This window comes from Rhodococcus triatomae (genome assembly GCF_014217785.1).
Lineage (GTDB): Bacteria > Actinomycetota > Actinomycetes > Mycobacteriales > Mycobacteriaceae > Rhodococcus_F > Rhodococcus_F triatomae.
Genome location: NZ_CP048814.1, coordinates 3,843,264 through 3,865,248, shown reverse-complemented (window position 1 = coordinate 3,865,248; position 21,985 = coordinate 3,843,264). Strand labels below are relative to the sequence as shown.

Below are 21,985 nucleotides of genomic sequence, written 5' to 3'. Positions count from 1 at the left end.
CCGGCCGAGAATGGATGTCGTGCACTCCTGTCGACACCGATGCACGTATGAGATTATTATAGCGACACTATTTTTACGCGCAAGGTATTTTTCTATCGGAGGAATGTGCATGAGCGACGGATGGGTTTCCAGCAACGCCGGCCCGGGCCTCCGCGAGGCCAAGAAGCAGGAAACTCGGCAGCAGATCTCCGATCACGCGACCCGCCTCTTCCTCGCGCAGGGATTCGACGTCACGACCATCGCGGAGATCGCGGCGGCGGCCCGCGTCTCGACGAAGACCGTGACCAACTACTTTGCCCGCAAGGAAGACCTGGCCTTCGACCACCAGGACGAGTTCGTCGCCACCCTCGCCGACGCCGTGTCGTCGCGGCTGCCGGATGAGTCCGCGTTGGCATCACTTCGCCGAGCGTTCGAAGCCGCTGTTGCAGTGCAGGATCCGGTCGCCGGATTCGCCGGGCAGGCATTCACCCGGATGATTTCCGACAGTCCGACTCTCTCGGCCGCGCTGCGGCGACTGCACGACCGACGCGAAGAGGCTCTCGCCGACGCCCTCGGGGAAGCCATCGGCCTGCCGCGGACCCACATCGAGGTCCGCACCGCCGCGGCGCTCCTCGGCGCGGTCCACCACGTCCTGTTCCAGCGGATCCAGGAGCTCACTCTCCAGGGGCTGCCCGGTGAGGCGATCGCCGAGACGGTCGCCGCCGAATCGGCCCGGGCATTCGGCCTGCTCGAGCCCGCCCTCGAGGATTTCGCCGTCGCGGAGTGCGACATCGCACCGCAGGAGGCCGAGGACCGATGACGGCGGACCCCTCCGCGGTGCGCGTGTGTGTCGTGGTGACGGCCCCTGCGCCCGCTGAGCTGCTGATGGCCCTGCACCGCACGCTGGGAATCGGACTCTCCGAGGTACTCCGCCGTATCGACACCGGCGAGCCGATGGTCGATGTCGAACTGTTCGGCAACGACCATCGTCAGGTGACCAGGTTGCTGGAATCCGTACTGGAATCTGTTGCGGCAATCAGGCATTCGGTACACGAATGCATCGGTGACGAGACGCCCGCCGAGGCGAATCGAATCGCCGCGAACAGGCTCGCGAACATCCTCGCCGGCGACCCGGAATCTGCCCCGGCGGTCCGTCCGGTACCGGACGCCGAGCTGAGCCGCGCCGTCGCCGGTGCCACTCGTGCCGCGATCACCGACCTGCGAGCTGCCCACCGTGACCGCTTCTACACGTTCGCCCTCGTGGCCAGCGGAGAATTGCGGGCGCCGTACCTGTCGGCCTGCTCGGTCGAGGCCGATAACCGGGACGGCATCGGCCCGTGGGATCTGGCCGCCGGACCGTACGCGGTGTGGGGATACGACGAGCACTTCGGCCAGGTCGCGCGGGCCTTCGAGAGCCGCGGACACCTACACGAACTGACGAACGCAGCGGAGTTCGAGCGTGAGGCCGGTGTCCGGCTCGCCTCCCTCGAGCACGCCTTGCGTCTACTCGATTCCGAGGGGTTCTTCGGCAACGGCGCCGCGCGGGCAGGGGTGCTGGTGACGGTTGCGACGATGCCCCCGGACGAGACGGACGCCGGGTTCGTCCGTCGCCTCAATCCGGCCTCCGAGCTGTACGCACGGTGGGTGCAGATGTGCGCGGAGCAACCGCAGCCGACCCGCGACCCGGCGACCTCGGCCGAGCTCGCCGCCCACGAGGGTCCCCTCTCCGACCCGCCGAACCCGGCGATGGCCGAACTGTGGTCGGCGACTCCCGGGTTGTATCGGCCCGACGGCGTCGCGATCTACGGACCGCACTCCCTGGCCGAGCGGAACACGACGTTCGAGATCGCCGAGTACGCGCCGGGGTGGGCACTCGTCGGAGACGACGGTGGCGGCCGCGGCCTGTTCATGCGTGCGCCGGGGCCGGGTTTCGACCCCGATACCGGCCGTACGTCGGCAGAGGTGTTCCGGTGCGACCTCGGCGGGATCGGCCCGGACCTCGCCGCCGAGTCCGAGTTCGTCACCGACGACCTCATCGGATGGCTCACAGGAAGCTCCCAGCCGGGATACAGGTAGTTCGCCGTTCCGGGGCGCAGAGTCGAAGTCATCGGTAATCGACCAGCCCCAGGAGGAACCACCGATGAACCACATTCCCGATCCGGAAGAGAGCCCTGACGGCCCGGTGTTCGAGGGACGCCTGCTCGTGCGGCCCGGTGACGAGATCGTCGATCAGGGAGCAGGTTTCGACATCGCGACCCTGGTCACCCGTCGCCGGGTGCTGAGCGTCCTCGGCGTGGGGGCCGGCGCGCTGGCGCTCGCCGCCTGCTCGGGCGGGCAGGCGCGAACTTCGAGCACCACCACGACCAGCGCGTCGAGTACCGCGAGTGAGGAAATCCCGGAGGAGACCAACGGTCCCTACCCTGCCGACGGCACGAACGGTGTCAACGTCCTCGAAGAATCGGGGCTGGTCCGCCGAGACCTCACCTCGAGCCTCGACGGCGGGACCACCGTCGACGGAACACCCCTGTCGTTCACGTTCACGGTCACCGACATGGCGAACGACAACGTCCCGTTCGAGGGAGTCGCCGTGTACGCGTGGCAGTGCGACGCCGCCGGGTTGTACTCGATGTACTCGGAAGGGGTCGAGGACGAAACCTACCTGCGCGGGATTCAGATCGCCGACGCCGAGGGCCAGGTGACGCTCGAGACGATCGTTCCCGGCTGCTATACGGGCCGATGGACGCACATCCACTTCGAGATCTACCCCGACGGCGACTCGGCGACCGACGTCGAGAATGCCATCGCCACTTCGCAAGTGGCGTTCCCGCAGGACATGCTCGACGAGGTGTATCAGCTCGAGACCTACGCGGGCTCCGCGAGGAACCTGGCCGCGATCGGTGGACTGGAGAACGACAACGTCTTCGGCGACGGCTACGAGCTCCAGATGGGCACCTTCTCCGGTGACCCGGACTCCGGCTACGTCGGATCACTCCCGGTGGCTGTCGACACGACCACGGAGCCGGCGGCCACCGGTGCCCCGCCCGGCGGTCCCGGTGGAGGGGCAGGACCCGGCGGCGGTCGGCCTCCGGGTGACGGCGGGCCGCCCCCGGGCGCACCTCCGAACTGACCGATCCCCCACACCTCACCTCACCTCACCCCAGGAGAACCCTCATGTTGCACAATCTCACCGGCTGGCACGCCCTCGTCATCCTGGCGATCGTCGTACTCGTATTCGGGTCGACCAAACTGCCCGCGCTCGCCAGGAGCGTCGGCCAATCCGTCCGGATCCTCAAGGACGAGGTCCACGACGAACCCGGCTCGGCGGACGGGCAACCCACCGACCTCGCGACCGCAGCGGACCGCCGGGCGTCATGACGGCGGCGTCCGTCACGCCGGGGGCCGCCGTCACACCGGGGGCCATGCCGATCTCCGATCATCTCCGTGAAGCCAGGCGCCGCGGCACTCGTGCGGCGGGAGCGTTGATCGTCGGCGTCGTACTCGGCTTCGTCTTCGGCGATCAGGTTCTCGACGTCCTGCGCGGCCCGATCGAGGATCTCGCCCGCTCCCGCGACGCGAGCCTCAACTACGACACCGTCACCGGAGCGTTCGACCTGAAGGTGAAGATCGCCATGTTCTCCGGGGTGATTCTGGCGAGCCCCGTCTGGCTGGTGGAGCTGTTCGCCTTCGTCGCGCCGGGGCTCACCCGCCGAGAGAAGAAGCAGGCCTTCGGCTTCTCGGCGGCGGCAGTGCCGCTGTTCGTCGCCGGCTGCGCGTTCGGATTCCTGATCTTTCCGCGAATGGTGGGCATGCTCACCGGCTTGTCCTCCGATCAGGACAGCACGATCCTCAACGCCCCCTACTACGTGGACTTCGTGATGAAGATCGTGCTCGCCACCGGCATCGCCTTCGTCCTGCCGGTGCTGATGGTGATGCTGAACTTCCTCGGGATCGTGTCCGCGCAGAAGCTCCGTCGAAGCTGGCGAGTCATCGTCGTCCTCATCACGCTGTTCAGTGCGTTGGTGACGCCGGCCGCCGACGTCCTGTCGATGTTCCTGGTGGCGGTCCCGATGTCGTTGCTGTTCGGCGCCGCGCTGCTCGTCGCCCAGGTGCACGACCGTCGAGTGGCGCGCCGTACCGGCGAGGCGCACCGTCTCGATCCGACCTCGTGAGTAGGGAATTCGTATGTTCGGTCTGACCTTCGACAAGATGCTCGTCGTCGCTCTTCTCGCGGCAGTCGTGCTGGGCCCCTCGCGCCTTCCGCTCTACGCGCACCAACTGGCCCGGACGATCCGCGCCTTCCGCGACCTCGTCGAGAAGACCCGCAGCACCGCCGAAGACGAATTGGGGGTGTCCCTGGACCGCACCACCTGGGAGTCGCTCGATCTTCAGCAGTACGATCCGCGACGGATCGTGCGCGAAGCCCTCCACGACAACGACCCAGCACCGCACGCGGTGCCCGACCCGGAGGTGCTCGCCGAGGCGGAGCGCGTACGGCCCGGCCAGAAGTACCTGGTGACCGGCTCCGCCGCCCACCCGCGCCGGATTCGGCTCGATTCGCTCCCGGACGACGATCCACGTCGCGTCGCCGCGCGACGACAGGTAGTCACACGGCCGGAGAACAACGAACACGCGCGGCGTCCGTAGCGGACACGGGTCCATCTCCATGAGGCACTGGATGCGCTCATTCCTGCTGCTCTCGACGCCGGGCTGTTCTCGGTGTCGGGCCGGCGGTGTCGCTCCAGTTTGCCGACGACCGAGACGACGCGACGTGGTACGTGTCACAATTGTTCGGTAGCAGGTGGTTCCCCCGACGGATCGAAGGGTTGCCCGATGTGCACACGGCTTCTGTATCAAGGTCCCGAGGGTCGCATCCTCACCGCGCGCAGCATGGACTGGAAGTCCGAACTCGGAACCAATCTGTGGGTCTTTCCCCGGGGTCTCGCTCGTGACGGTGCCGCCGGGCCGCGATCGCTGACGTGGACGTCCCGCTACGGCAGTGTGATCGCCGGCGCGTACGACATCGCCACCACCGACGGGATCAACGAGGCAGGCCTGGTCGCCAATGTGCTGTGGCTGGTGGAGTCCAGCTACCCAGCCGATGATTCGGACAAGCCGCACCTGTCCCTGGCAGCGTGGGCTCAGTACGTGCTCGACAACTTCGCCACCGTCGCCGAGGCGGTCGCCGAACTCGAGCGCGAGAGTTTCGTGGTGTTCACCGCGGCCGTCCCGGGGGAAGATCGGCTGGCGACGATGCATTTGTCGATCTCCGATGCCTCGGGCGACAGCGCAATCCTCGAGTACATCGAGGGGCAGTTGGTCGTCCACCACGACCGGACCTACCAGGTGATGACGAACTCGCCCACCTTCGACGAGCAATTGGCGATCAGCTCGTATTGGGAGGAGATCGGCGGCACGGTGATGCTGCCGGGCACCAATCGCGCCGCGGATCGCTTCGCCCGGGCCCGGTTCTACGTCAACGCCGTGCCACAGGTCAGCGACAGGCACGAGGCTACCGCGATCGCCTTCAGCGTCATTCGCAATGTCTCCGTGCCGTATGGCATCAGCACTCCCGACCAGCCCAATATCTCGTCGACTCGCTGGCGGACGGTCGCCGACCACAAGGATCTGACCTACTTCTACGATTCCGCGATGTCACCGGGAGTGTTCTGGGTGCAGCTGAGTGAACTCGACCTGTCGGAAGGCGCGCCGGTCGGCCGTCTCGATATCGCCGATCTACACGCGTCCGGGAGAGCACGGAACGCATCGGATGCCTTCGTGCCCACCGAGCCGTTCGCGTTCGCCGGACTGCCGTCCTAGATGTAATCCCTTGGGGCGCAACCCCTAGGACCGAGCCAGGAGGTAGACCCCGGTGGGGATCGCGACAACCACCGCGGCGAACAATGCCAGCGCAACGAGTGCGACCAGATAGCAGCGATCGCGCGGAGGTCGGGTGGTCGAGCCCACCGCGCGGTACACCGCTTCCAGCGGCGCCGTGATTGCCAGCCGAATACGCATTTTGGCGATCGAGGCGCCCAGGAGAAAGGCCGTCGCGAACAACGTCAGAAAGGCGAGGCCGACGACCAGAACCACCGCGGCGACAGGCGCACTGCCGAAGGCGGGAGTGACCGCCGCACGGAGGAGACCGAACAGGCCGGACACGAAGGCGCCGCTGATCAGGAACACCGGAAGCCCGAGCTGGGTGCTGTTCATGTCCCACAACGTCTGCATCTGTGCGCGGGCCCGGCGCAGGGCCAGATGCTCCGGCGAGATCAACGCACTGTTGGCCTCCCGCAACGCGTACAGCAACCGCACGTTGCGCATCACCACGCGGGCATGGCGCAACTGAATCCAATTGGCCACCAGAGCGACCATCGGTGTCATCAGCGCGCGCAACGGTCCGAAACGGCGGGACAGAGTCGGGGCCCTCCGGGCATTGAGCAACAGCGCCTCCAGCCCGCGGGCGAGTCCACGGTGCGCTTGTACGAAGCCGTCCCGGTCGGCGAGCGGACGCTCACGCGTCGCCAAGGTCCGTAGCATCGACCGTTCCGTCGGGCCGCGTCCGCTGCGCGAATCCGTGAGGAGACCGAGCGAATCCAGGCGCTGTTCGAGGCGCTTGAACAGTTCCTCCTCGTGCTGGCCTCGCGACGTGCCCCCGGGCCCGGCTGTCATAGCCGTGAGCCTACCGCCGTGGGTGTCCCGCGCAGGTGAAACTGACCGTCCTGCTCTGCTCGGCACCCTCGGACCGGATCGCTCACGGTAGTGCCTGACGTATCGAATCGAGACTCCGGGAGATTCACAGTCCCACTCGTTCGCGGTGTGATCGGTGCCATGAGTGAGCAGACGATCCACCGCGGGCCACGGGATGCGGCAGGGCCGCGGGAATGGGTGGGGCTGGCCGTTCTGGCGCTGCCGACGCTGGTACTCGCGCTCGACATGAGCGTGCTCTACCTCGCCGCACCGGCCTTGGCCGCGGATCTGCAACCCAGCAGCACCCAGCAGTTGTGGATCATCGACATCTACGGGTTCATGATCGCCGGCTTCCTGATCACCATGGGATCGCTGGGCGACCGCATCGGTCGGCGGCGGCTGTTGATGATCGGCGCCCTCGTCTTCGTCGTCGCCTCCATCGTGGCAGCCTTCTCGACCAGCGGTGCGATGCTGATCGCAACTCGGGCGTTGCTCGGCATCGCCGGAGCCACCTTGATGCCCTCGACCCTGGCTCTGATCAGCAACATGTTCGCCCAGCCGCGTCAGCGCACCGTGGCAATCTCGATCTGGATTTCCTGCTTCATGTCCGGCATGGCTCTCGGTCCGATCGTCGGCGGCCTGCTCCTCGAAACATTCTGGTGGGGTTCGGTCTTCCTCCTCGCGGTGCCCGTCATGGCGTTGCTGCTCGTCACCGCTCCCCTGCTGCTGCCCGAGTACCGCGCCACCCGTGCCGTCCGTCTCGACCTACCCAGCGTCGTCCTGTCACTGGCCACGATCCTCCCGTTCGTCTACGGACTGAAGCAGATCGCCGCGTACGGTCCCTCGACCGTCGCGGTCGGCTCGATGGCCGCTGCGGCCGCGCTCGCCGTGATATTCGTGCGCCGCCAACGCATTCTGGACGACCCGCTGGTCGACCTCGGCCTGTTCGCGAACCGCGCATTCACTACGGCGCTGCTGGCCATCCTGATCAGCACCGCAGCCGGTGGCGGGCTCTACCTGCTCGCCACCCAGTACCTGCAACTCGTCGAAGGCCTCTCGCCCCTGGCCGCGGGCCTGTGGCTCATCCCCACCGGCGTCGCCAGCGTGGCGGGCGCACTGGCCGCTCCCCGCCTGGCGGCCCGATTCTCGGCCGCCGGTGTGGTCGCGGCGGGGCTGCTGGGCGCCGTCGCCGGCTACGTCATGCTCGCCGCGGCCCAGCCCGGTGCGGGGCTCGCACTCGTCGTCGCGGGCATCGCCCTCGTGTTTTTCGGCGGCGGCCCGATCTCGGCGCTGGGCACCGATCTGGTGGTCGGATCGGTACCGCCGGCCAAAGCCGGTTCGGCAGCCTCGATGTCGGAGACCGGCACCGAACTGGGCATCTCGCTCGGCGTGGCACTCCTGGGAAGCCTCGGCGCGGCGGTCTACCGAAGTCGGATCGACCTCCCCGACGGTCTGTCGGCCGAGGCCGCCGGCCGCGCTGACGATTCCCTCACCGGCGCAACGGAAATCGCGCGGGATCTGCCTGCTCCGACGGCCTCGGAGCTGATCGACTCGGCCCAGGACGCCCTCACCGCCGGGCTGAACCTGGCCGCGCTCGTTGCCGCCGCCGTCATCGGAATACTCGCTCTCGTCACGGCGATCATGCTGCGGGAGCGCCCGGCGCACGCCGTGGCCTCGTCCTCACACAGCGAGACGGACGACGCTCGCTGAATCGGGGCCCCACCGGTCGGCCGGTCATCGATCAGCCCCAGAAGATCGGGTCTTCGAAGCTCCCGAGGTAGTCGAGCAAGCTCTGGGCGTTCTTCGTCGGCCGACGGCGGACCACTGATCGACAAGGACTCCCTCGAACGCCGCATTCGCTGGCGGAGTTCATCGCGGGGCCGCGATGAACTCCGCCAGCGACCGCGGCGCACGGCCCGACACCTCGGCCGTATCGGGCAGGACGGGCGCAGCGTGACCCGCCGCGATCACGGCGAAGAGGCCGCTGACGGTGTCCACATAGTCCGGGTGCCAGCCCAGGCCGAGCGCCGCGCGGCGGAAGTCTTTCTCGGAGACCGGCTCATAGGCGTTCACCGGCATCGGTGAGTCCCGGCATGCCTCGGCGACCTCGGAGAACGTCAGGCTCTGCGGCCCGGTCAGCGCATACTCGCGGCCGTGATGGTCGGCGAGGAGCGCTTCGACGGCCACGGCGGCGATGTCGCGGGTGTCGATGAAACTGACCGCCGCGTCGGCGGTCGGTAGGCGCAGCGCACCGCCGTGTGCCTCGGCGAGTGTGCGCAGCGGTCCGTCGGTGAGGTTCTGGAAGAACCAGTTCGGACGCAGGATCGTCCACGCGAGTTCGCTGCGTTGGAGGTGCAGTTCCACCGCGCGCTGCTCGACCTCGGCAGGGGCGTACTCCATCCCGAGCGCGGTCATCAACACCACGCGCTCCACCCCCCGACGCTGCGCCAGGTCGAGGAACTCGACCACCGCGCCGCCGAGACCGGCAACCGAGCGGTGACCGTCGTCGCCGCCGGGCACGATCAGGAACACCCGGTCCACGCCGTCCAGCGCCGCCGGCCAAGTCGCCGGATCGCTCCAATCCAGCGGGACGTCGCTGCGCCGGGACCCCGCCCGCAGCTCCACACCGCGAGCCCGAAGCTGCGCCGCGACTTCCCGGCCGACCTTCCCACTGGCCGCTGTCACCAGGACCGTCATGCGTCGGTCCCCAGTGCGAAGGCGAGCTGTGCCAGCACCACATCGCGATAGTCCAGATCGGCCGAGGCCCGGTGATCCAGCACCAACGGGTAGAGCAGACCGTCCATGGTCGCGACCATCACATCGACGACTGCCGCGACTCCGAACCGGGGCGAGAACGATCCCGAGTCCACGCCGCGCTGCACGGACTCCAGGAACGGCTGTCGATACTGCTCGGCCAGTGCACCGGCGTGGGCGCGCAACTCGGCGTCGTGAGCGGCAGCGGTCCAGAACTCCATCAGCATCCGCCACGTCGCCACCGGCGTGGACAGTCCCCGATCGACCAGCGCGACCAACTGCTGCCACGGGTCCTCGAACCCCGCTGCCAGCTCGGCCAGGGCCTCGACCTCGCCCGATGTCGCGCCCTGGAGCGCCTCGACCAGCATGTCCTCACGCGACCCGAAGTAGCCCTGCAACGTCGACACCGCAACACCCGAAGCCTGCGACACATCGGCGAACCGGGTCGCGGCATACCCGCGCTCGGACAACACCTCCACGACCTGGGTCAGCACCTGCGCCCGCCTGGCCCCGCCCGCACGCCGTGTTCGCGGCGATCCACCTTCACTCATGTTCATACCGTATCACGATACGGTATGAACATGAGTGGTCTCCTCGTGACACTTGGGGTCCACAGGGCTCCACGGACCTGTGGTGGTGAGTGCGACGTGGCCGGTGCCGGGCCCGGTGCCCGGCCGAGCGGCCGGTCCCGCTACCCGGCAGCCGAGCCGTAATCGTTCACGGTGAACCGCGCACCGGACGGATCGGCGAGCACGGCCGAACCGGTCCCCCCGACGTCGAACGGGCCCGACAACACCTCGCCACCGAGCTCGGTGGCGCGTTCCGCGGTACGCGCGGCGTCGGCGACAGTGAACTCCACACTCCAGTCCGCGCCACCCTCGACCTCCTCGAGCCAGCCCACCGCATCGGTGAATCCTGGCGGGGATCCGCCATCGATGTGCCCCTGTTTCCAGCCCGGATTGCGGGTGTCCAGGAAGTCCCCGTACCCGGGCAGGCACCACATCGTCCCGGTGGCGAACCCGAAATCCGCGACGGTGGCCAGCCAGCCGAACACCGAACCATAGAACCGTGTCGCAACGGCAGTATCCGGGGTACGAAGAGTGTTGAAGTTCCAGGTGTTCGGGGCATTGACCCGCTCGGCCCCACGATGCCCGGCCAGTTCCCGCACACCGAACACCGCTCCAGCGGGGTCGGTGAACAGGGCGGATCTGGCCAGGCCGGGCACGTCCACGGCCGGGGTGTGTACGGCGCCACCGTTCTCTACGACGGCGGTGGTCGCTGCATCGAGATCGGCCACCCGCACGTAGGTGCGCCAGGAGCCGGCTGCGGCCTTGCCCTCGGGCTGCACCAGGCCGGCCACCTGCCCACCCTCGACCGAGCCGACCACGTAGGTCCCGCCGTCGGGCGCCGTGACCCCGGAATCGAACTGCCACCCGAACAACTCCCCGTAGAACGACGCGCCCCCGACGACATCAGGCGTGGCCACCTCGATCCAACACGGCACACCAGGCGGATACAACTGCGTTACGGACATCACATACCTCCTCCTGGCTCGACGGTAGCGCGACGGTGAGACAGGTCTTGCGAACTGATTTCCTCAGCCCGGTGAGCATTTCGCCACCGGGACCGAACCTGGACGCTCTCGTTGCGGGCTTACTCACGAAATGTTCTCCTGGTCACCGAGCCTCAGGAAACGAAAGAGGTCGTGGCTCGCCTCCGGAGTCCAGGGGTCCGATGACTGACAAGGTCGACTTCAAGAAGTCCCTCGACAGCTATCAGGCGAGGCACGGCGAATTCCGGATGGTCGACGTTCCGGTCATGCGGTACTTGACGGTCGACGGACACGGCGATCCGAACACTTCCACCGCCTACACCGACGCGCTGGCCGCCCTCTACCCCGTGGCGTACAAGCTGAAGTTCGCCAGCAAGCGCGACCTCGGTCGCGACTATGTCGTGCCCCCGCTGGAAGGTCTGTGGTGGGCGGAGGACATGGATTCCTTCACGACATCGCGCGACAAGTCCCGGTGGGACTGGACCATGATGCTCATGGTCCCCGACTGGCTCGACCAAGACGCGGTGGATACCGCCGTGGAACGGGTCGGATCCAGCAATCCGCCCGCCCGCCTCGGCGATGTGCGCCTCATCGCCCTGTCCGAGGGACGCTGCGTGCAGACGCTGCACATCGGCCCGTTCGACGACGAGGCCGCCGTCCTCGACCGGATGCACCACGAGTTCATCCCCGAGCACGGTCTGCGCCTGAGCGGCAAGCACCACGAGGTCTACTTCAGTGACTTCCGGAGGGTCGCTCCCGAGAAGCTGCGCACCCTGCTGCGACAACCTGTCGACACCGCTGTCGGAATGCAGTAGCCAGTAGTCACACGCTGACAGCGCAGTAGCGGCTGTGCGCACTACTGCGCTTGCCTGCCCGGAAGACGGAGTATCCGTCGACGTTGAGAGGGTATGAGAATCAGCGATGCCTCGAGGACGAGCTGCGTCGGCGCCCGATCGCTGAGGTACTACGAGGACGAGGGGCCGATCGTCCCCGGGCGTTTAGCGTCAACCTCTTAGGTTGCGGGGCATGGGAGATCATCGCAGCGAAAACACCCCCGGCAGGGGCGGTGCGGTCGGCCCAGCGTCGAGAACCCCTTTCCGATCGGCACTCACGTCGTCGGTACCGGACCCGGCGCCTTCTCGCAGTACATGGTGATGCCAGCCGATTCCGCACTTCCCGTCCCCTTCGGGTGGAGTGATGCCCAGGCGATCGGCTTGGTGTTGAACTGGGTCACGGCTCTGGCGGCACTGAAGCCCCTCGGCGGTACTAGAGCCGGCGAGGTGGTGCGCGTTCACGCCGCCGCGGGTGGCGTCGGGCAGGCTGCCGTGCGGCTTGCCTCCCATTACTGCGCCCAGATCGTCGCGACCGCCTCGCCCTCGAAGCACCACGTTCTCCACGCTCTCGGTGCCGGCCACGTCCTCGACAGCCGTCGCCCTGATCTTGCCGACGAGATCGCCCGCACTGCCGGTGGCGTCGATCTGGTGCTGGAATCGGTCGGCCGAGCGACCTTCCGGACCAGTCTGGTGGTGACCAGGCCATTCACCGGGCGCATCGTGGTGTTCGGTGGAGCCTCGGGCGAGACCACTGTCAGCACCCATGACCTCGCCTTCTCACACCAGGTGCAGATCAAAGGCTTACACATCGGCGCACTCGCGACCGATGCTCCATCGATCTACCAGGGTCTGTTGCTCGAACTCGAGGCACTCGTCGCCGCAGGCGTGTGCCCGCCCGGCACTCCCGAGGTCCACCCCTTGGCCGATGGGCCGAATGCTGCTGGCACAACTCGGTGCCGGCGACACCCACGGCAAACACGCCCTCGACCCGTGGCTCTGAAGAGGGACCGTCCGGGTCGCAACCGCGCATCGATGTCAGCGAAGGCGAAGGGCGGCGATCGACTCGCCGAGCCGTTCGCCGCCCTGATACCGGAACCGACATCGTCCTATGTCAAGTCTTCCAGCATGCGAAATGGGTGGAGCTAAGGGGACTCGAACCCCCGACCCCCACACTGCCGATGACGCAAGGGATGTCCAGCGGGCGGGGCTCCGTCCAGTCTGTCCACGTCAGGGGCGGTACGGCGTCCAGGCTGTACCGCCCTTTCCACTGTGTTCGCGCCTGTCTTAGCACACTGTCGGCACACTGGATACACCGCCTGACCTGGGCAATTGATGCCGATCTCGCACCGCTCCAATGCGAGCTGCTACTTCGTGCCGAGTTTCAAGGTAGCGCGCCCCATCTGGCTGTAGTCTGCCCGCTCATGGAACCCGATCAATGGTTCAGGCTGTGGATAACTCTCGGTCAGGTCCTCGGCAGCGGACTGGTCACCTTTGGCACCGTGTGGCTCGGCGCATGGTTGGCTCTCAGGAAGACCCGTAACGACAGCAACGCGAATGAACTGGACTTCTGGGTCAACGAACTCAGCGCTGTTCTCCGCCGCGTGCTGGATGCGGGTGAGTTGGCGGAGACTGACACGGACGCCGCAGAGACCGAGGTCAAGAAGATCTGGATGGACCTACTCAAGCTCTCGATGGTTCGGCCAACTCCCAGAGATTCGGCTTCAGAGGTCCTTGTACGAACGATGGAGATGGGCTTCATGGCAGGGGGCGGTGTGACCCAGTACATAGGTGAAGGCGGTTCGGTGAACCTTCCCGCCGAAGTCGAAGCAGCAGGAGTCGACCTCATCTCAGGGATACCGCTGCTGAACCGAGTGCTCACCGACACCATCGAACTCGGCCAGAAGTGGCGTCTGCGCGGAGTATCAAAGCGCGAGATTCGCCGTGCGCTGAAAACTCGCAGCAGCCAACTCGGCTTCACCATCAATCGGCCGGACGCCGGCACCGGTACTCACTCGAAGCATGGCGGCTGGATTTAGCCGGTTCGTACGCCGCCGCCGCGCAGGTTAAGCCGGGATCACGCCGACCCGTCGCGCGAGTTTCCCGAGTTCTCCGGCAGTCAGGTCGCGGCGCGCCCTGCGCATCATTTGGTCGGCATGTTCGCGAACGGAGGCAAGTGTGGATGCGCTGGGGAACCACAGTGCTCGGCCCGCAGCAACGCGTGCTGCCAGTGCGAAGGGGATGTATCGGCGTACCTAATGCGTGTCATGTGTGTTGGTGGACAACGCATTACGTGGCCTCGGGTTTAGTCCGTGTGGGTCGTGGCCGGATTCGTTCGGGTTCGACCAAGCCACCAATTCCGAATACCCGCCAGTGATCGAAGTCAGCGCCGGGTAGATCTGGAAGATCTGGGCACCGCTGCATCGTGGCGAAGATGGTGCCTGTCGGTAGAGCGACCGCGCCGACCGCGCGAAGACTCGTTCCGGGGTCTGGCGGGAGCTTGATATACGCAATATCCGGTGAGGCGTATATGGGTCGTGTGGCCATACCTCGCGCGGTCAGCTCCCTGCGTATCCACTCCAGTGAGCTCCGCTTGCGGAAATGCCGCAATGTCTCGGGAACCACAACGTACTGGAGGAGGTCGCGCGCATTCGGTTCGCGTATGACCATCGCAAAACCTGAATAGGCCGCAAAGATTCCCCGGTTGCCTTCGGCCTCGATCTGCGCGAAGGATCGATCTTCCGACCCCTCCATGTAGCCCTCGCCCCATTCGTGAACAAAGTCCAGTGCCTCCATAGCTGCCGCGGGCCTACGCACATCCAGGCCGGGGTAGTCGATCCGCAGCACTGCCTTGTCGCCGCTCACCAACATCGTCGCGTCTGAATCCTGGAACAGGGCAACCAAATAGTTGTCATCTGGGTCATCGCAGACGAGCGGGATCTCCTTGTCGGGCCGGTCATCGATCCAGTCGGCCACGACGCTCACGGCGTCGACGAAATCACGAACGTCATCAAGCGAGAGCCAACGCCGAAATTTGTCTCGTTCCAGCCGGGTCTCCAGTTCGTCGCACAGATGGTACGACATGATGAGGGAAATTCGGCCACGCCGAGCGAGTTCGATGAGCTGCGCGGAGTGGCCTTTGGGACTGAGAGCTGCGCTTATGAGAGCGTTGGTGTCCAGCACAAGGACGACGGTCAACTATCCGTTACCCTCCGACTACCGGGCGTTGCACCCTGGCGGCGTTCTCGCCGTATGCGCTCAGTTTCGGCTTCGACCTCCGTGAATGCGGCGTCCTCCGACAGCTCGCCCCGCTCGGACACATTGCGGTGCACGGCCGCGAGCGCGGCTCCAACCAGGGCTGCGTCATCGCCCTCGACTCCGTAGCGCGCAGACAACCGCCTGAGAGCATCGGCGCGCCTATTCTGCCTGCTCATGGGGTTCTCCCTCCGTGCAGTGTCCACCTAGTCTACTTGTCCGCCGGATAGGCGGAATCCGAAGACGGCAACGACTACGGACACCCGCGTAGACGGGCATAGTCCGACCCATTTCGGCCGGTCACAGCATCGGGGACGGCACGGTCAGGAACGGCTAATTTCCGCGAGTTCGCCGATTCTCTGGCCGCCGATAAGCGGGGGTTGTCGGCGGTCAGGCTGCGGTCGGCGGTGTCCACACCTTCGCCTTGATCAGGCTGCGGATAATGGGCAAATCGTCGTCAGAGGTGGCCCCGAGCGCGCGGAGCACGTCACCGTGCCCGGCGTGACCGTCGCGGAACAGGTCGGCCGCCAAGGCGCGGACGGCGGGCCACGCCGCCGACAGCAACGGCTCGATATCGCGCGCAAGGCCGCCGCCGAGTTCGGCGAGTTCGTCGCCGTCGCAGGTGCCGGACAGCGCCGCGCCAATGTCGGCGAGCGCCGGGCTGTGGCGAGCTTCGGCGAACGGCCGGCGTAGGTTGCCGCCCGTTTCCGCGTGCTCGGGTAGCTCCGCGTATTCGGTGCGCCCCGGCGCGGCCGGGTCGTCGGTCAGGACACAGCACACGATCCGCGCCCCGGACAGCGCGCCCGCGACGGCGTGCCCGGCCTCGTGGAAGGCGACGGCGATGCGCTCGCGCTCGGTCTCGGCGAACTGCATCGGTAAGCCTCTCCGGTGTCCGGGGGACGCCGGGGCGGTGCGGTGCACAGCCGGACCACCGCCCCGGCGTCCTCGGTCACGGCGGGACGAGTCGCCGACTTTGGAATCAGCTTCGGGGGTCAGCGCCGCTCGCACTTGTACCGGATCAGGCGAAGCTTGCCCTGTTCGCGAGACGGTCATAGGCGGCGGCACGGGACGCGATGCCGTCGAGGCGACGGCCCGCCGAACGGATCGCGGTCCGGCACAGGCCGATATGCCACCCGGCGTCGAATCGGCGGGCCGTGATCTCGAACGTCGGCATCCGCGTCGGCGATGTTCGGCGGGACCGAAAAGGCGGTCTGAGGCCGGCCGAGCTGGTCGAGAATCTAGAGTTCTCCCGCCCGTTGGCACATTCTTGGCACACTGGCCGTGAAACGAGAACAGGACCGGTACGAATACCGGCCCTGAACTGGGAAAACGAAGTGGAGCTAAGGGGACTCGAACCCCTGACCCCCACACTGCCAGTGTGGTGCGCTACCAGCTGCGCCATAGCCCCGTGTTCAGTTGTCCGGATGACCCGGTACGCGCACTCGGAAAACTTCTTCCTCGTGCTCGAAGAAAACTACACCATCCGCGTCACGGCCAACAAATCCGCAGGTCAGGCGGTCGACCACTCGAACAGTTGCTGAGTGGCCGACCGCCTGCAATCAGTTGATCGCCCGCCGTCAGTTGATCTCGGTGACCCATTCCGGGTTACCGAGCCCGTCGACGATCTCGCCGTTGACGATGACCGTCGGGGTGCCCTGGGCGCCGGTCTGCGCCAACGCCTGGCGACCCGCCTCGGCGGCGGTCGCTGCCTGCTCGACGCGAGTACCCGCCTCGATGCACGACGCCGCCTCGTCCGTGGCTCCGGCATCGCGGGCGAGCTGCGCGAGCTCGTCGTTGGAATGGTCGGCACTGCCGTTCTCCGCCGGCTGGAAGTCCGACCCGAACAGGCGGGCATGGAACGCGGAGTAGGCGATCGCGTCACCCGTCTCGGCAACGCACTGCGACGCTGCCGCCGCGCGGGTCGAGTAGTCGCCGCTCGACGACAACCGGTCGAGGAAGCTGAGGATGTGGTAGCGCACCTCGACGCGACCCTCGTCGACCGCCTGGGCGAGTTCCTGCCCACTGCGGTGCTCGAGTTCCGCACAGTACGGGCACATCGGGTCCTCGAAGATGTCGACGGTGTTCGGAGCGCCGGGCTGGCCCAGCGTCACCACTCCGTTCTCGCCCAGCGACACCTCGACGGCACTGTTGGTCACGGTGCCGTAGCCGTCGTTGCGGGGTGCGCTGCGGTTGTTCTGCCACAGCACACCACCGATCACCAGCAGCGCCACCACCGCAACGGCGATACCGCCCAGGATGTACGTCGACTTGCTCGACTCCGGTTGCGGGTTGTACTTGTTCTTCGCACTCACTTCGATGCCGTCCTCGGACGTCTAGGGGTTCGATCAGTTCGGGATTCTTCGGTGTATCACTGTGCCACCGTCGGCTGAGGCGCACCTGAGATTTCGGGGCGTGCCCGTGTCCGGGAGCCCGGCCCCAGCGCGAGCGGCGCGCGTGGGAACGCGGCGAGCCACAACGCCGTCGCCAGGAAACCGACGTCCCTGGCGATTTCCCTCGCATAGTCCGTGCCGCTCACCTCGGCCGCGCCGCCACCGCCGAAGCAGCCGCAGTCGATGGACATGCCGCGTGCCCACACGGAGGCGATCGCGCCGATGAGACTCACGAACAGGACGGCGGACGCCACGGCGCTGATCCGTACCGCGACGCCGACCAGCAGCAGCACGCCGAGCAACACCTCGACGACGGGCAGAGCGCTCGCGACGGGCCGGACCAGTTCCTCCGCCAGCAGGCGGTACGCCCGCACCGCGACCACCGTCTGGGTCGGGTCCCTCAGCTTGATGCTGCCCGAGACGAGCAACACCGCCGCCAACCCCAGTCGGGCGAGCAGGCTGACCGCACGAATCCACACGAGCCGAGGGTACCGAGCACCCTGTCAGGGCTGATCGGCCCGATCGGTGGTCCCGCCACGTCCGGGTACGAGGACCCACACCCCGGCGGCGGCCACCATGACAGCACCGGTGACGGCGAACGCGACCCCGTACGAGAGGTACTCGGCGAGCAGCCCCGCCGCGACCGGACCGAGCACGCCGCCGATGTCGGACACCATCTGGAACGTCGCCAGCACCGGCCCGCCCCGGGCCTTGGCGCCGAGGACGTCGGCGACCGCGGCCTGCTGTGCAGGGCTCATGATGCCCGAGCCGATCCCGGCCGTCGCGGACAGCACGAAGAAGGCGACCAGGTTGTCGGTCAGGCCCATCGCGACGGTACTGACCCCACAGATCACCAGGCCGGTGATCACGAACGGCTTCCGCCCGTACCGATCGGAGAGTCGGCCGGAGAAGACCAGCACCGCGGCGTTCCCCACCGCGAACACCGTCAGGGCGATTCCGGCGAGCGCCACGTCCTGACCCAGCGCCTCGACGACGAACAGCGGGACCATCGCCACCCGCACCCCGAACACGACACCACCGAACGCGAAGTTCGACGCCAGCGCGGCACGATAGGACGGCGCACCCCACGCATCGCGCAGTGTCATCGCCGAATCGGCGGGGGCGAGGTCGGGCGAGGCCAGGTGGGAGCGGCGCAGGCTGAAGAACACCACTGCGGCCGCGATCACCAGGGCGACGGCGTAGATGACGAACGGCACCCGTAGCCCGAATCCGACGAGCAGACCGCCGACCAGGGGCCCGGAGATGCTGCCCATCAGGAAGCTCGAGGCATACAAGCCGGAGACCCGGCCCCGCTGCGTAGGCGGCGCGATCCGGATCAGCAGCCCCATCGCGGACACGGTGAACATGGTCGACCCGATGCCGCCGAGCGAGCGGAACAGCAACAGTTGCCAGTATTCGGTCGCCAGCGCACACGCACCGGTCGATGCCGCGACGATGAGCACTCCGGTGATGTAGACCGGCCGCTCCCCCAGTTTCTGCACCAGGCGGCCACTGGCGGGCGCGAACGCCAGGCGCATGAACGCGAAGGAGGAGATGACGACGGTGGCAGCGGTGACGCTGACGTCGAAGCTGCGGGCGAACTGCGGCAACGCCGGTGCCACGATGCCGAACCCCAGGGCGATGACGAAACTCGCCGACACCAGGATCCAGATTTCCCTGGGAAGCCGCCGTGCGGTGCCGGTATCCATGATCGACACCGATGGTATCCAGCCACCGATCGAGGGCACCGGCCGGATCGGGAAAGCTGCGGTTCAGCCCAGTGCGGCGGCCACCACGTCTCGCGCCTCGGCCTGGACCTGCGCGAGATGCTCCGTCCCACGGAATGATTCGGCGTAGATCTTGTAGACGTCTTCGGTACCCGAGGGCCGTGCGGCGAACCACGCGTTCTCGGTGACCACCTTCAGACCACCGATCGGTGCGCCGTTACCCGGAGCGGCTGTCAGGGTTGCCAGGATCGGTTCACCCGCGAGCTCGGTGGCGGTGACCTGCTCCGGCGACAGCTTGGCCAGCACGGCCTTCTGTTCCCGCGTGGCCGGGGCGTCGACTCGCGCGTAGGCCGGGTCGCCGTAGCGCTCGGCGAGTTCGCGGTAACGCACGGACGGCGTCTTTCCGGTGGCCGCAGTGATCTCGGACGCCAGCAGGGCGAGGATGATTCCGTCCTTGTCCGTCGTCCACACCCGTCCGTCGTGGCGCAGGAACGAGGCACCGGCGCTCTCCTCGCCGCCGAAGCCGACCCCACCGCCCAGCAGACCGGGTACGAACCACTTGAACCCGACCGGGACCTCGTCCAGGTTGCGGCCGAGACCGGCGACCACCCTGTCGATCATCGACGAACTCACCAGGGTCTTGCCCACCGCGACGTCGGAGGCCCATTGCGACCGTTGCGTGAACAGGTAGTCGATCGCGACGGTGAGGTAGTGGTTGGGATCGAGCAGCCCGCCGTCGGGTGTCACGATGCCGTGGCGGTCGGCGTCCGCGTCGTTTCCGGTGGCGATGTCGTAGCGGTCCCGGTTTCCGATCAGCGATGCCATCGCGTACGGCGACGAGCAGTCCATCCGGATCTTGCCGTCTCCGTCGAGGGTCATGAACCGCCAGGTGGCGTCCACGAGCGGGTTGACGACCTCGAGGTCGAGGTGATGGGTGTCGGCGATCGCCGACCAGTAGTCGACGGCGGCACCGCCGAGCGGGTCCGCACCGATCCGCAGGCCCGACCGGCGGATCGCGTCGAGATCGACGACGTTCGGGAGGTCGTCGACATAGAAGCGGAGGAAGTCGTACCGCTCGACCCGGCGGCTCGCGGAATCGAACGATATGCGCCGCACCCCGTCGAGGCCGTCGCGCAGCAGTTCGTTCGCCCGGGCGGCGATGATGCTCGTCGCGTCGCTGTCCGCGGGCCCGCCGTGCGGCGGGTTGTACTTGAACCCTCCGTCGCGGGGCGGGTTGTGCGACGGGGTGACCACGATGCCGTCCGCCCGCGCTTCCGGCTTGCTCTCGTTGTAGCGGAGCACCGCGTGGCTGACGGCCGGGGTCGGCGTGTACCGGTCACGCGAGTCGACCAGGACGGTGACGTCGTTCGCGACGAGAACCTCGATCGCCGACGTCCACGCCGGCTCGGACAGCGCGTGGGTGTCGCGGCCGAGGAACAGCGGCCCGTCGACCCCCTGCGACGCCCGGTACTCGACGATGGCCTGGGTGGTGGCGAGAATGTGCGCCTCGTTGAACGCGGTGTCCAGGCTGGACCCGCGGTGACCCGACGTACCGAACACCACCTGCTGCAACGGATCGTCGGGGTCGGGGATCCGTGAGTAGTAGGCGGTGACCAGATGGGCGAGGTCCTCGAGATCCTGCGGTTGCGCCGGTTGACCTGCTCGTTCGTGGACCACCGATCCTCCTCAATCTCGCGGACACGTCCTGGCTTCTCCCCATCCTGCCCTGCCGGACCGACGATCGCCCGGGATGCATGGGCAACGTGCTGCGCAGAAAGTGGTACCGCCGTACCATCATCCGCGTCGCGTCACGCACATCGACAGGGGGACAATCATGCTCACACGAAGTTCGTCACTGGTCCTGGCTGCGCTACTCGCCGTCGGCACCTCGATCGGAATCGCCACCTCGGCGAGCGCGCAGCCCACGAAAACCGTGCACAACGCGATGAGGCTGGCGCTGTGGCCCGACTGGACCGAGGGACAGAGCCACTGTTCCCTCGGCGCGGTCGGCACCGACAAGTACGGCAACGACGTCGGCATCACCGCCGGACATTGCTGGGTCGACGACATGATCGACCCGGCCACCGGCCAGAACCTCGACGACGCACCGATCCTCGACGACATCGTCCCGATCTGGCATGCCGACGACCTGGACTGGAATCCCGCCGTCCCCGGACCGGACCCCATCGCGTACCTGCGGTACTACAAGGACTCCGACGGATGGAGCGCAGGGCACCCCGGCAGGGACTACGCGGTGATGGAGTTCGTGGACGGGGTCGTTCTGTCCAGTCAGGGACCGCACATCACGATGACGGGAATCCACGAACTTCCGAACGGCACCATCGACTCGCCGTTCGTGGTCAATCACCCGGCCACCCCGCAGGAGAAGGTGCTCGGCTCCGGACTGAACAGCAACAACCAGCTCGTGGTGTCCGGCAAGATCGGGGTGTACTACGGGCGGATCACCAACAACAGCTTCACGGGCACCGTCGGCGTCTACCAGTCTCACGCTTATCACGTCGCCGGCGATTCCGGCGGGCCGGCGGTGGTGAAGGACCCGGGCGTGGACTACCCGTCGGCCGGGAACGGATTTCAGACCGCGGGAACCTGGGCCGGAATCACGAAGGCCGTCATTGCCTCCTGGCCGGCCTTCTCCTACACGTCGTCGGCGAACATCCTCGCCGACCTGAGGGCGCGCGACGAGGCGTCCGGGAGTGACGGCACAGTGTTCGGCGCGGGATTCCAGGTGACGAGCAATCCCTGACGCCCCACACCACGAGAAAACCCCCGGTCGGCATCTCTGCCGGCCGG

24 protein-coding genes and 1 tRNA gene are annotated in these 21,985 nt (G+C 67.1%); 13 read left to right on the top strand and 12 right to left on the bottom strand.

Annotated elements, in window-relative coordinates; translation table 11 throughout:
* Positions 1 to 109 precede the first annotated feature (109 nt).
* The 7 genes from G4H71_RS18405 (at position 110) to G4H71_RS18375 (ending at position 5,796) form a co-directional block, all read left to right on the top strand.
* Positions 110 to 799, top strand: a complete 690-nt coding sequence (locus G4H71_RS18405) for a TetR/AcrR family transcriptional regulator (protein ID WP_072736424.1) — start codon at positions 110 to 112, stop codon at positions 797 to 799.
* Entirely contained in the window at positions 796 to 2,055 is a 1,260-nt protein-coding gene (locus G4H71_RS18400; protein ID WP_072736425.1) for a DUF4303 domain-containing protein, read from the top strand. Before G4H71_RS18405 ends, G4H71_RS18400 begins: the two co-directional genes overlap by 4 nt.
* Positions 2,056 to 2,119: 64 nt before the next feature.
* Positions 2,120 to 3,106 (top strand): intradiol ring-cleavage dioxygenase, encoded by a 987-nt coding sequence (locus G4H71_RS18395; RefSeq protein WP_072736426.1) that lies wholly within the window; start codon positions 2,120 to 2,122, stop codon positions 3,104 to 3,106.
* Positions 3,107 to 3,150: 44 nt separating this feature from the next.
* Positions 3,151 to 3,354, top strand: a complete 204-nt coding sequence (locus tag G4H71_RS18390; protein ID WP_072736427.1) for a Sec-independent protein translocase subunit TatA/TatB — start codon at positions 3,151 to 3,153, stop codon at positions 3,352 to 3,354.
* Positions 3,351 to 4,148, top strand: coding sequence for a twin-arginine translocase subunit TatC (gene tatC / locus G4H71_RS18385; RefSeq protein ID WP_072736428.1), 798 nt, complete (start codon positions 3,351 to 3,353; stop codon positions 4,146 to 4,148). The genes G4H71_RS18390 and tatC overlap by 4 nt, the downstream gene beginning before the upstream one ends.
* Positions 4,149 to 4,161: 13 nt before the next feature.
* Positions 4,162 to 4,623 carry a twin-arginine translocase TatA/TatE family subunit gene (locus G4H71_RS18380; RefSeq protein WP_072736429.1) on the top strand — a complete coding sequence of 154 codons (462 nt, stop codon included), beginning with the start codon at positions 4,162 to 4,164 and terminating at the stop codon, positions 4,621 to 4,623.
* 186 nt (positions 4,624 to 4,809) lie between these two features.
* A complete protein-coding gene (locus G4H71_RS18375) occupies positions 4,810 to 5,796 on the top strand; it encodes a linear amide C-N hydrolase (protein WP_072736430.1) in 987 nt (328 codons plus the stop codon).
* Positions 5,797 to 5,820: 24 nt separating this feature from the next.
* On the opposite strand, the gene G4H71_RS18370 is transcribed toward G4H71_RS18375, so the two are convergent.
* Positions 5,821 to 6,648: a hypothetical protein gene (locus G4H71_RS18370; protein WP_072736431.1), complete on the bottom strand. Its 828-nt coding sequence runs from the start codon at positions 6,646 to 6,648 to the stop codon at positions 5,821 to 5,823.
* A 159-nt stretch (positions 6,649 to 6,807) separates the two neighbouring features.
* Here G4H71_RS18370 and G4H71_RS18365 point away from each other — a divergent pair, with 159 nt between their 5' ends.
* Positions 6,808 to 8,376 (top strand): MFS transporter, encoded by a 1,569-nt coding sequence (locus G4H71_RS18365; protein ID WP_072736659.1) that lies wholly within the window; start codon positions 6,808 to 6,810, stop codon positions 8,374 to 8,376.
* Positions 8,377 to 8,535: 159 nt separating this feature from the next.
* Here G4H71_RS18365 and G4H71_RS18360 read toward each other — a convergent pair whose 3' ends face one another.
* From G4H71_RS18360 to G4H71_RS18350, 3 genes are all read right to left on the bottom strand, one after another.
* Positions 8,536 to 9,363, bottom strand: a complete 828-nt coding sequence (locus G4H71_RS18360; protein ID WP_072736432.1) for an NAD(P)H-binding protein — start codon at positions 9,361 to 9,363, stop codon at positions 8,536 to 8,538.
* A complete protein-coding gene (locus G4H71_RS18355; RefSeq protein WP_072736660.1) occupies positions 9,360 to 9,971 on the bottom strand; it encodes a TetR/AcrR family transcriptional regulator in 612 nt (203 codons plus the stop codon). Before G4H71_RS18355 ends, G4H71_RS18360 begins: the two co-directional genes overlap by 4 nt.
* Positions 9,972 to 10,111: 140 nt before the next feature.
* Positions 10,112 to 10,954 (bottom strand): VOC family protein, encoded by an 843-nt coding sequence (locus G4H71_RS18350; RefSeq protein ID WP_072736433.1) that lies wholly within the window; start codon positions 10,952 to 10,954, stop codon positions 10,112 to 10,114.
* Between the two features lie 200 nt (positions 10,955 to 11,154).
* Between G4H71_RS18350 and G4H71_RS18345 the strand changes: the two genes are divergently transcribed.
* The 4 genes from G4H71_RS18345 to G4H71_RS18330 all read left to right on the top strand — a co-directional run bounded on the left by G4H71_RS18345 (position 11,155) and on the right by G4H71_RS18330 (position 13,841).
* On the top strand, positions 11,155 to 11,787 hold the full coding sequence (locus tag G4H71_RS18345; protein ID WP_072736434.1) for a GyrI-like domain-containing protein: 633 nt from the start codon (positions 11,155 to 11,157) through the stop codon (positions 11,785 to 11,787).
* 93 nt (positions 11,788 to 11,880) lie between these two features.
* The gene (locus tag G4H71_RS22930) at positions 11,881 to 11,988 is read left to right on the top strand and encodes a MerR family transcriptional regulator (protein WP_072736435.1); all 108 of its coding nucleotides are present in this window, start codon (positions 11,881 to 11,883) and stop codon (positions 11,986 to 11,988) included.
* Between the two features lie 201 nt (positions 11,989 to 12,189).
* Positions 12,190 to 12,951 carry a zinc-binding dehydrogenase gene (locus tag G4H71_RS18335; protein WP_217631304.1) on the top strand — a complete coding sequence of 254 codons (762 nt, stop codon included), beginning with the start codon at positions 12,190 to 12,192 and terminating at the stop codon, positions 12,949 to 12,951.
* 275 nt (positions 12,952 to 13,226) lie between these two features.
* Complete coding sequence (locus G4H71_RS18330) at positions 13,227 to 13,841, top strand: hypothetical protein (protein WP_072736436.1); 615 nt, start codon at positions 13,227 to 13,229, stop codon at positions 13,839 to 13,841.
* 250 nt (positions 13,842 to 14,091) lie between these two features.
* Here the strand turns inward: G4H71_RS18330 and G4H71_RS18325 are convergent, their stop codons facing one another.
* The 8 genes from G4H71_RS18325 to pgm all read right to left on the bottom strand — a co-directional run bounded on the left by G4H71_RS18325 (position 14,092) and on the right by pgm (position 20,851).
* Positions 14,092 to 14,985, bottom strand: coding sequence for a putative toxin-antitoxin system toxin component, PIN family (locus G4H71_RS18325; RefSeq protein ID WP_169847112.1), 894 nt, complete (start codon positions 14,983 to 14,985; stop codon positions 14,092 to 14,094).
* Between the two features lie 462 nt (positions 14,986 to 15,447).
* Entirely contained in the window at positions 15,448 to 15,930 is a 483-nt protein-coding gene (locus G4H71_RS18320; protein WP_072736438.1) for a hypothetical protein, read from the bottom strand.
* Positions 15,931 to 16,075: 145 nt separating this feature from the next.
* Positions 16,076 to 16,231, bottom strand: a complete 156-nt coding sequence (locus tag G4H71_RS18315; RefSeq protein WP_185280437.1) for a hypothetical protein — start codon at positions 16,229 to 16,231, stop codon at positions 16,076 to 16,078.
* 161 nt (positions 16,232 to 16,392) lie between these two features.
* Positions 16,393 to 16,465, bottom strand: a tRNA-Ala gene (locus G4H71_RS18310).
* A gap of 169 nt (positions 16,466 to 16,634) precedes the next feature.
* The gene (locus G4H71_RS18305; RefSeq protein ID WP_072736439.1) at positions 16,635 to 17,369 is read right to left on the bottom strand and encodes a DsbA family protein; all 735 of its coding nucleotides are present in this window, start codon (positions 17,367 to 17,369) and stop codon (positions 16,635 to 16,637) included.
* Between the two features lie 56 nt (positions 17,370 to 17,425).
* Positions 17,426 to 17,926, bottom strand: a complete 501-nt coding sequence (locus G4H71_RS18300; RefSeq protein ID WP_072736440.1) for a MauE/DoxX family redox-associated membrane protein — start codon at positions 17,924 to 17,926, stop codon at positions 17,426 to 17,428.
* 24 nt (positions 17,927 to 17,950) lie between these two features.
* The gene (locus tag G4H71_RS18295; RefSeq protein ID WP_072736661.1) at positions 17,951 to 19,156 is read right to left on the bottom strand and encodes an MFS transporter; all 1,206 of its coding nucleotides are present in this window, start codon (positions 19,154 to 19,156) and stop codon (positions 17,951 to 17,953) included.
* A gap of 63 nt (positions 19,157 to 19,219) precedes the next feature.
* Positions 19,220 to 20,851, bottom strand: coding sequence for a phosphoglucomutase (alpha-D-glucose-1,6-bisphosphate-dependent) (pgm, locus tag G4H71_RS18290; RefSeq protein WP_072736441.1), 1,632 nt, complete (start codon positions 20,849 to 20,851; stop codon positions 19,220 to 19,222).
* Between the two features lie 157 nt (positions 20,852 to 21,008).
* On the opposite strand from pgm, the gene G4H71_RS18285 reads away from it, so the two are divergent.
* Complete coding sequence (locus G4H71_RS18285; RefSeq protein WP_072736442.1) at positions 21,009 to 21,938, top strand: hypothetical protein; 930 nt, start codon at positions 21,009 to 21,011, stop codon at positions 21,936 to 21,938.
* The last annotated feature ends 47 nt before the right edge of the window (positions 21,939 to 21,985 follow it).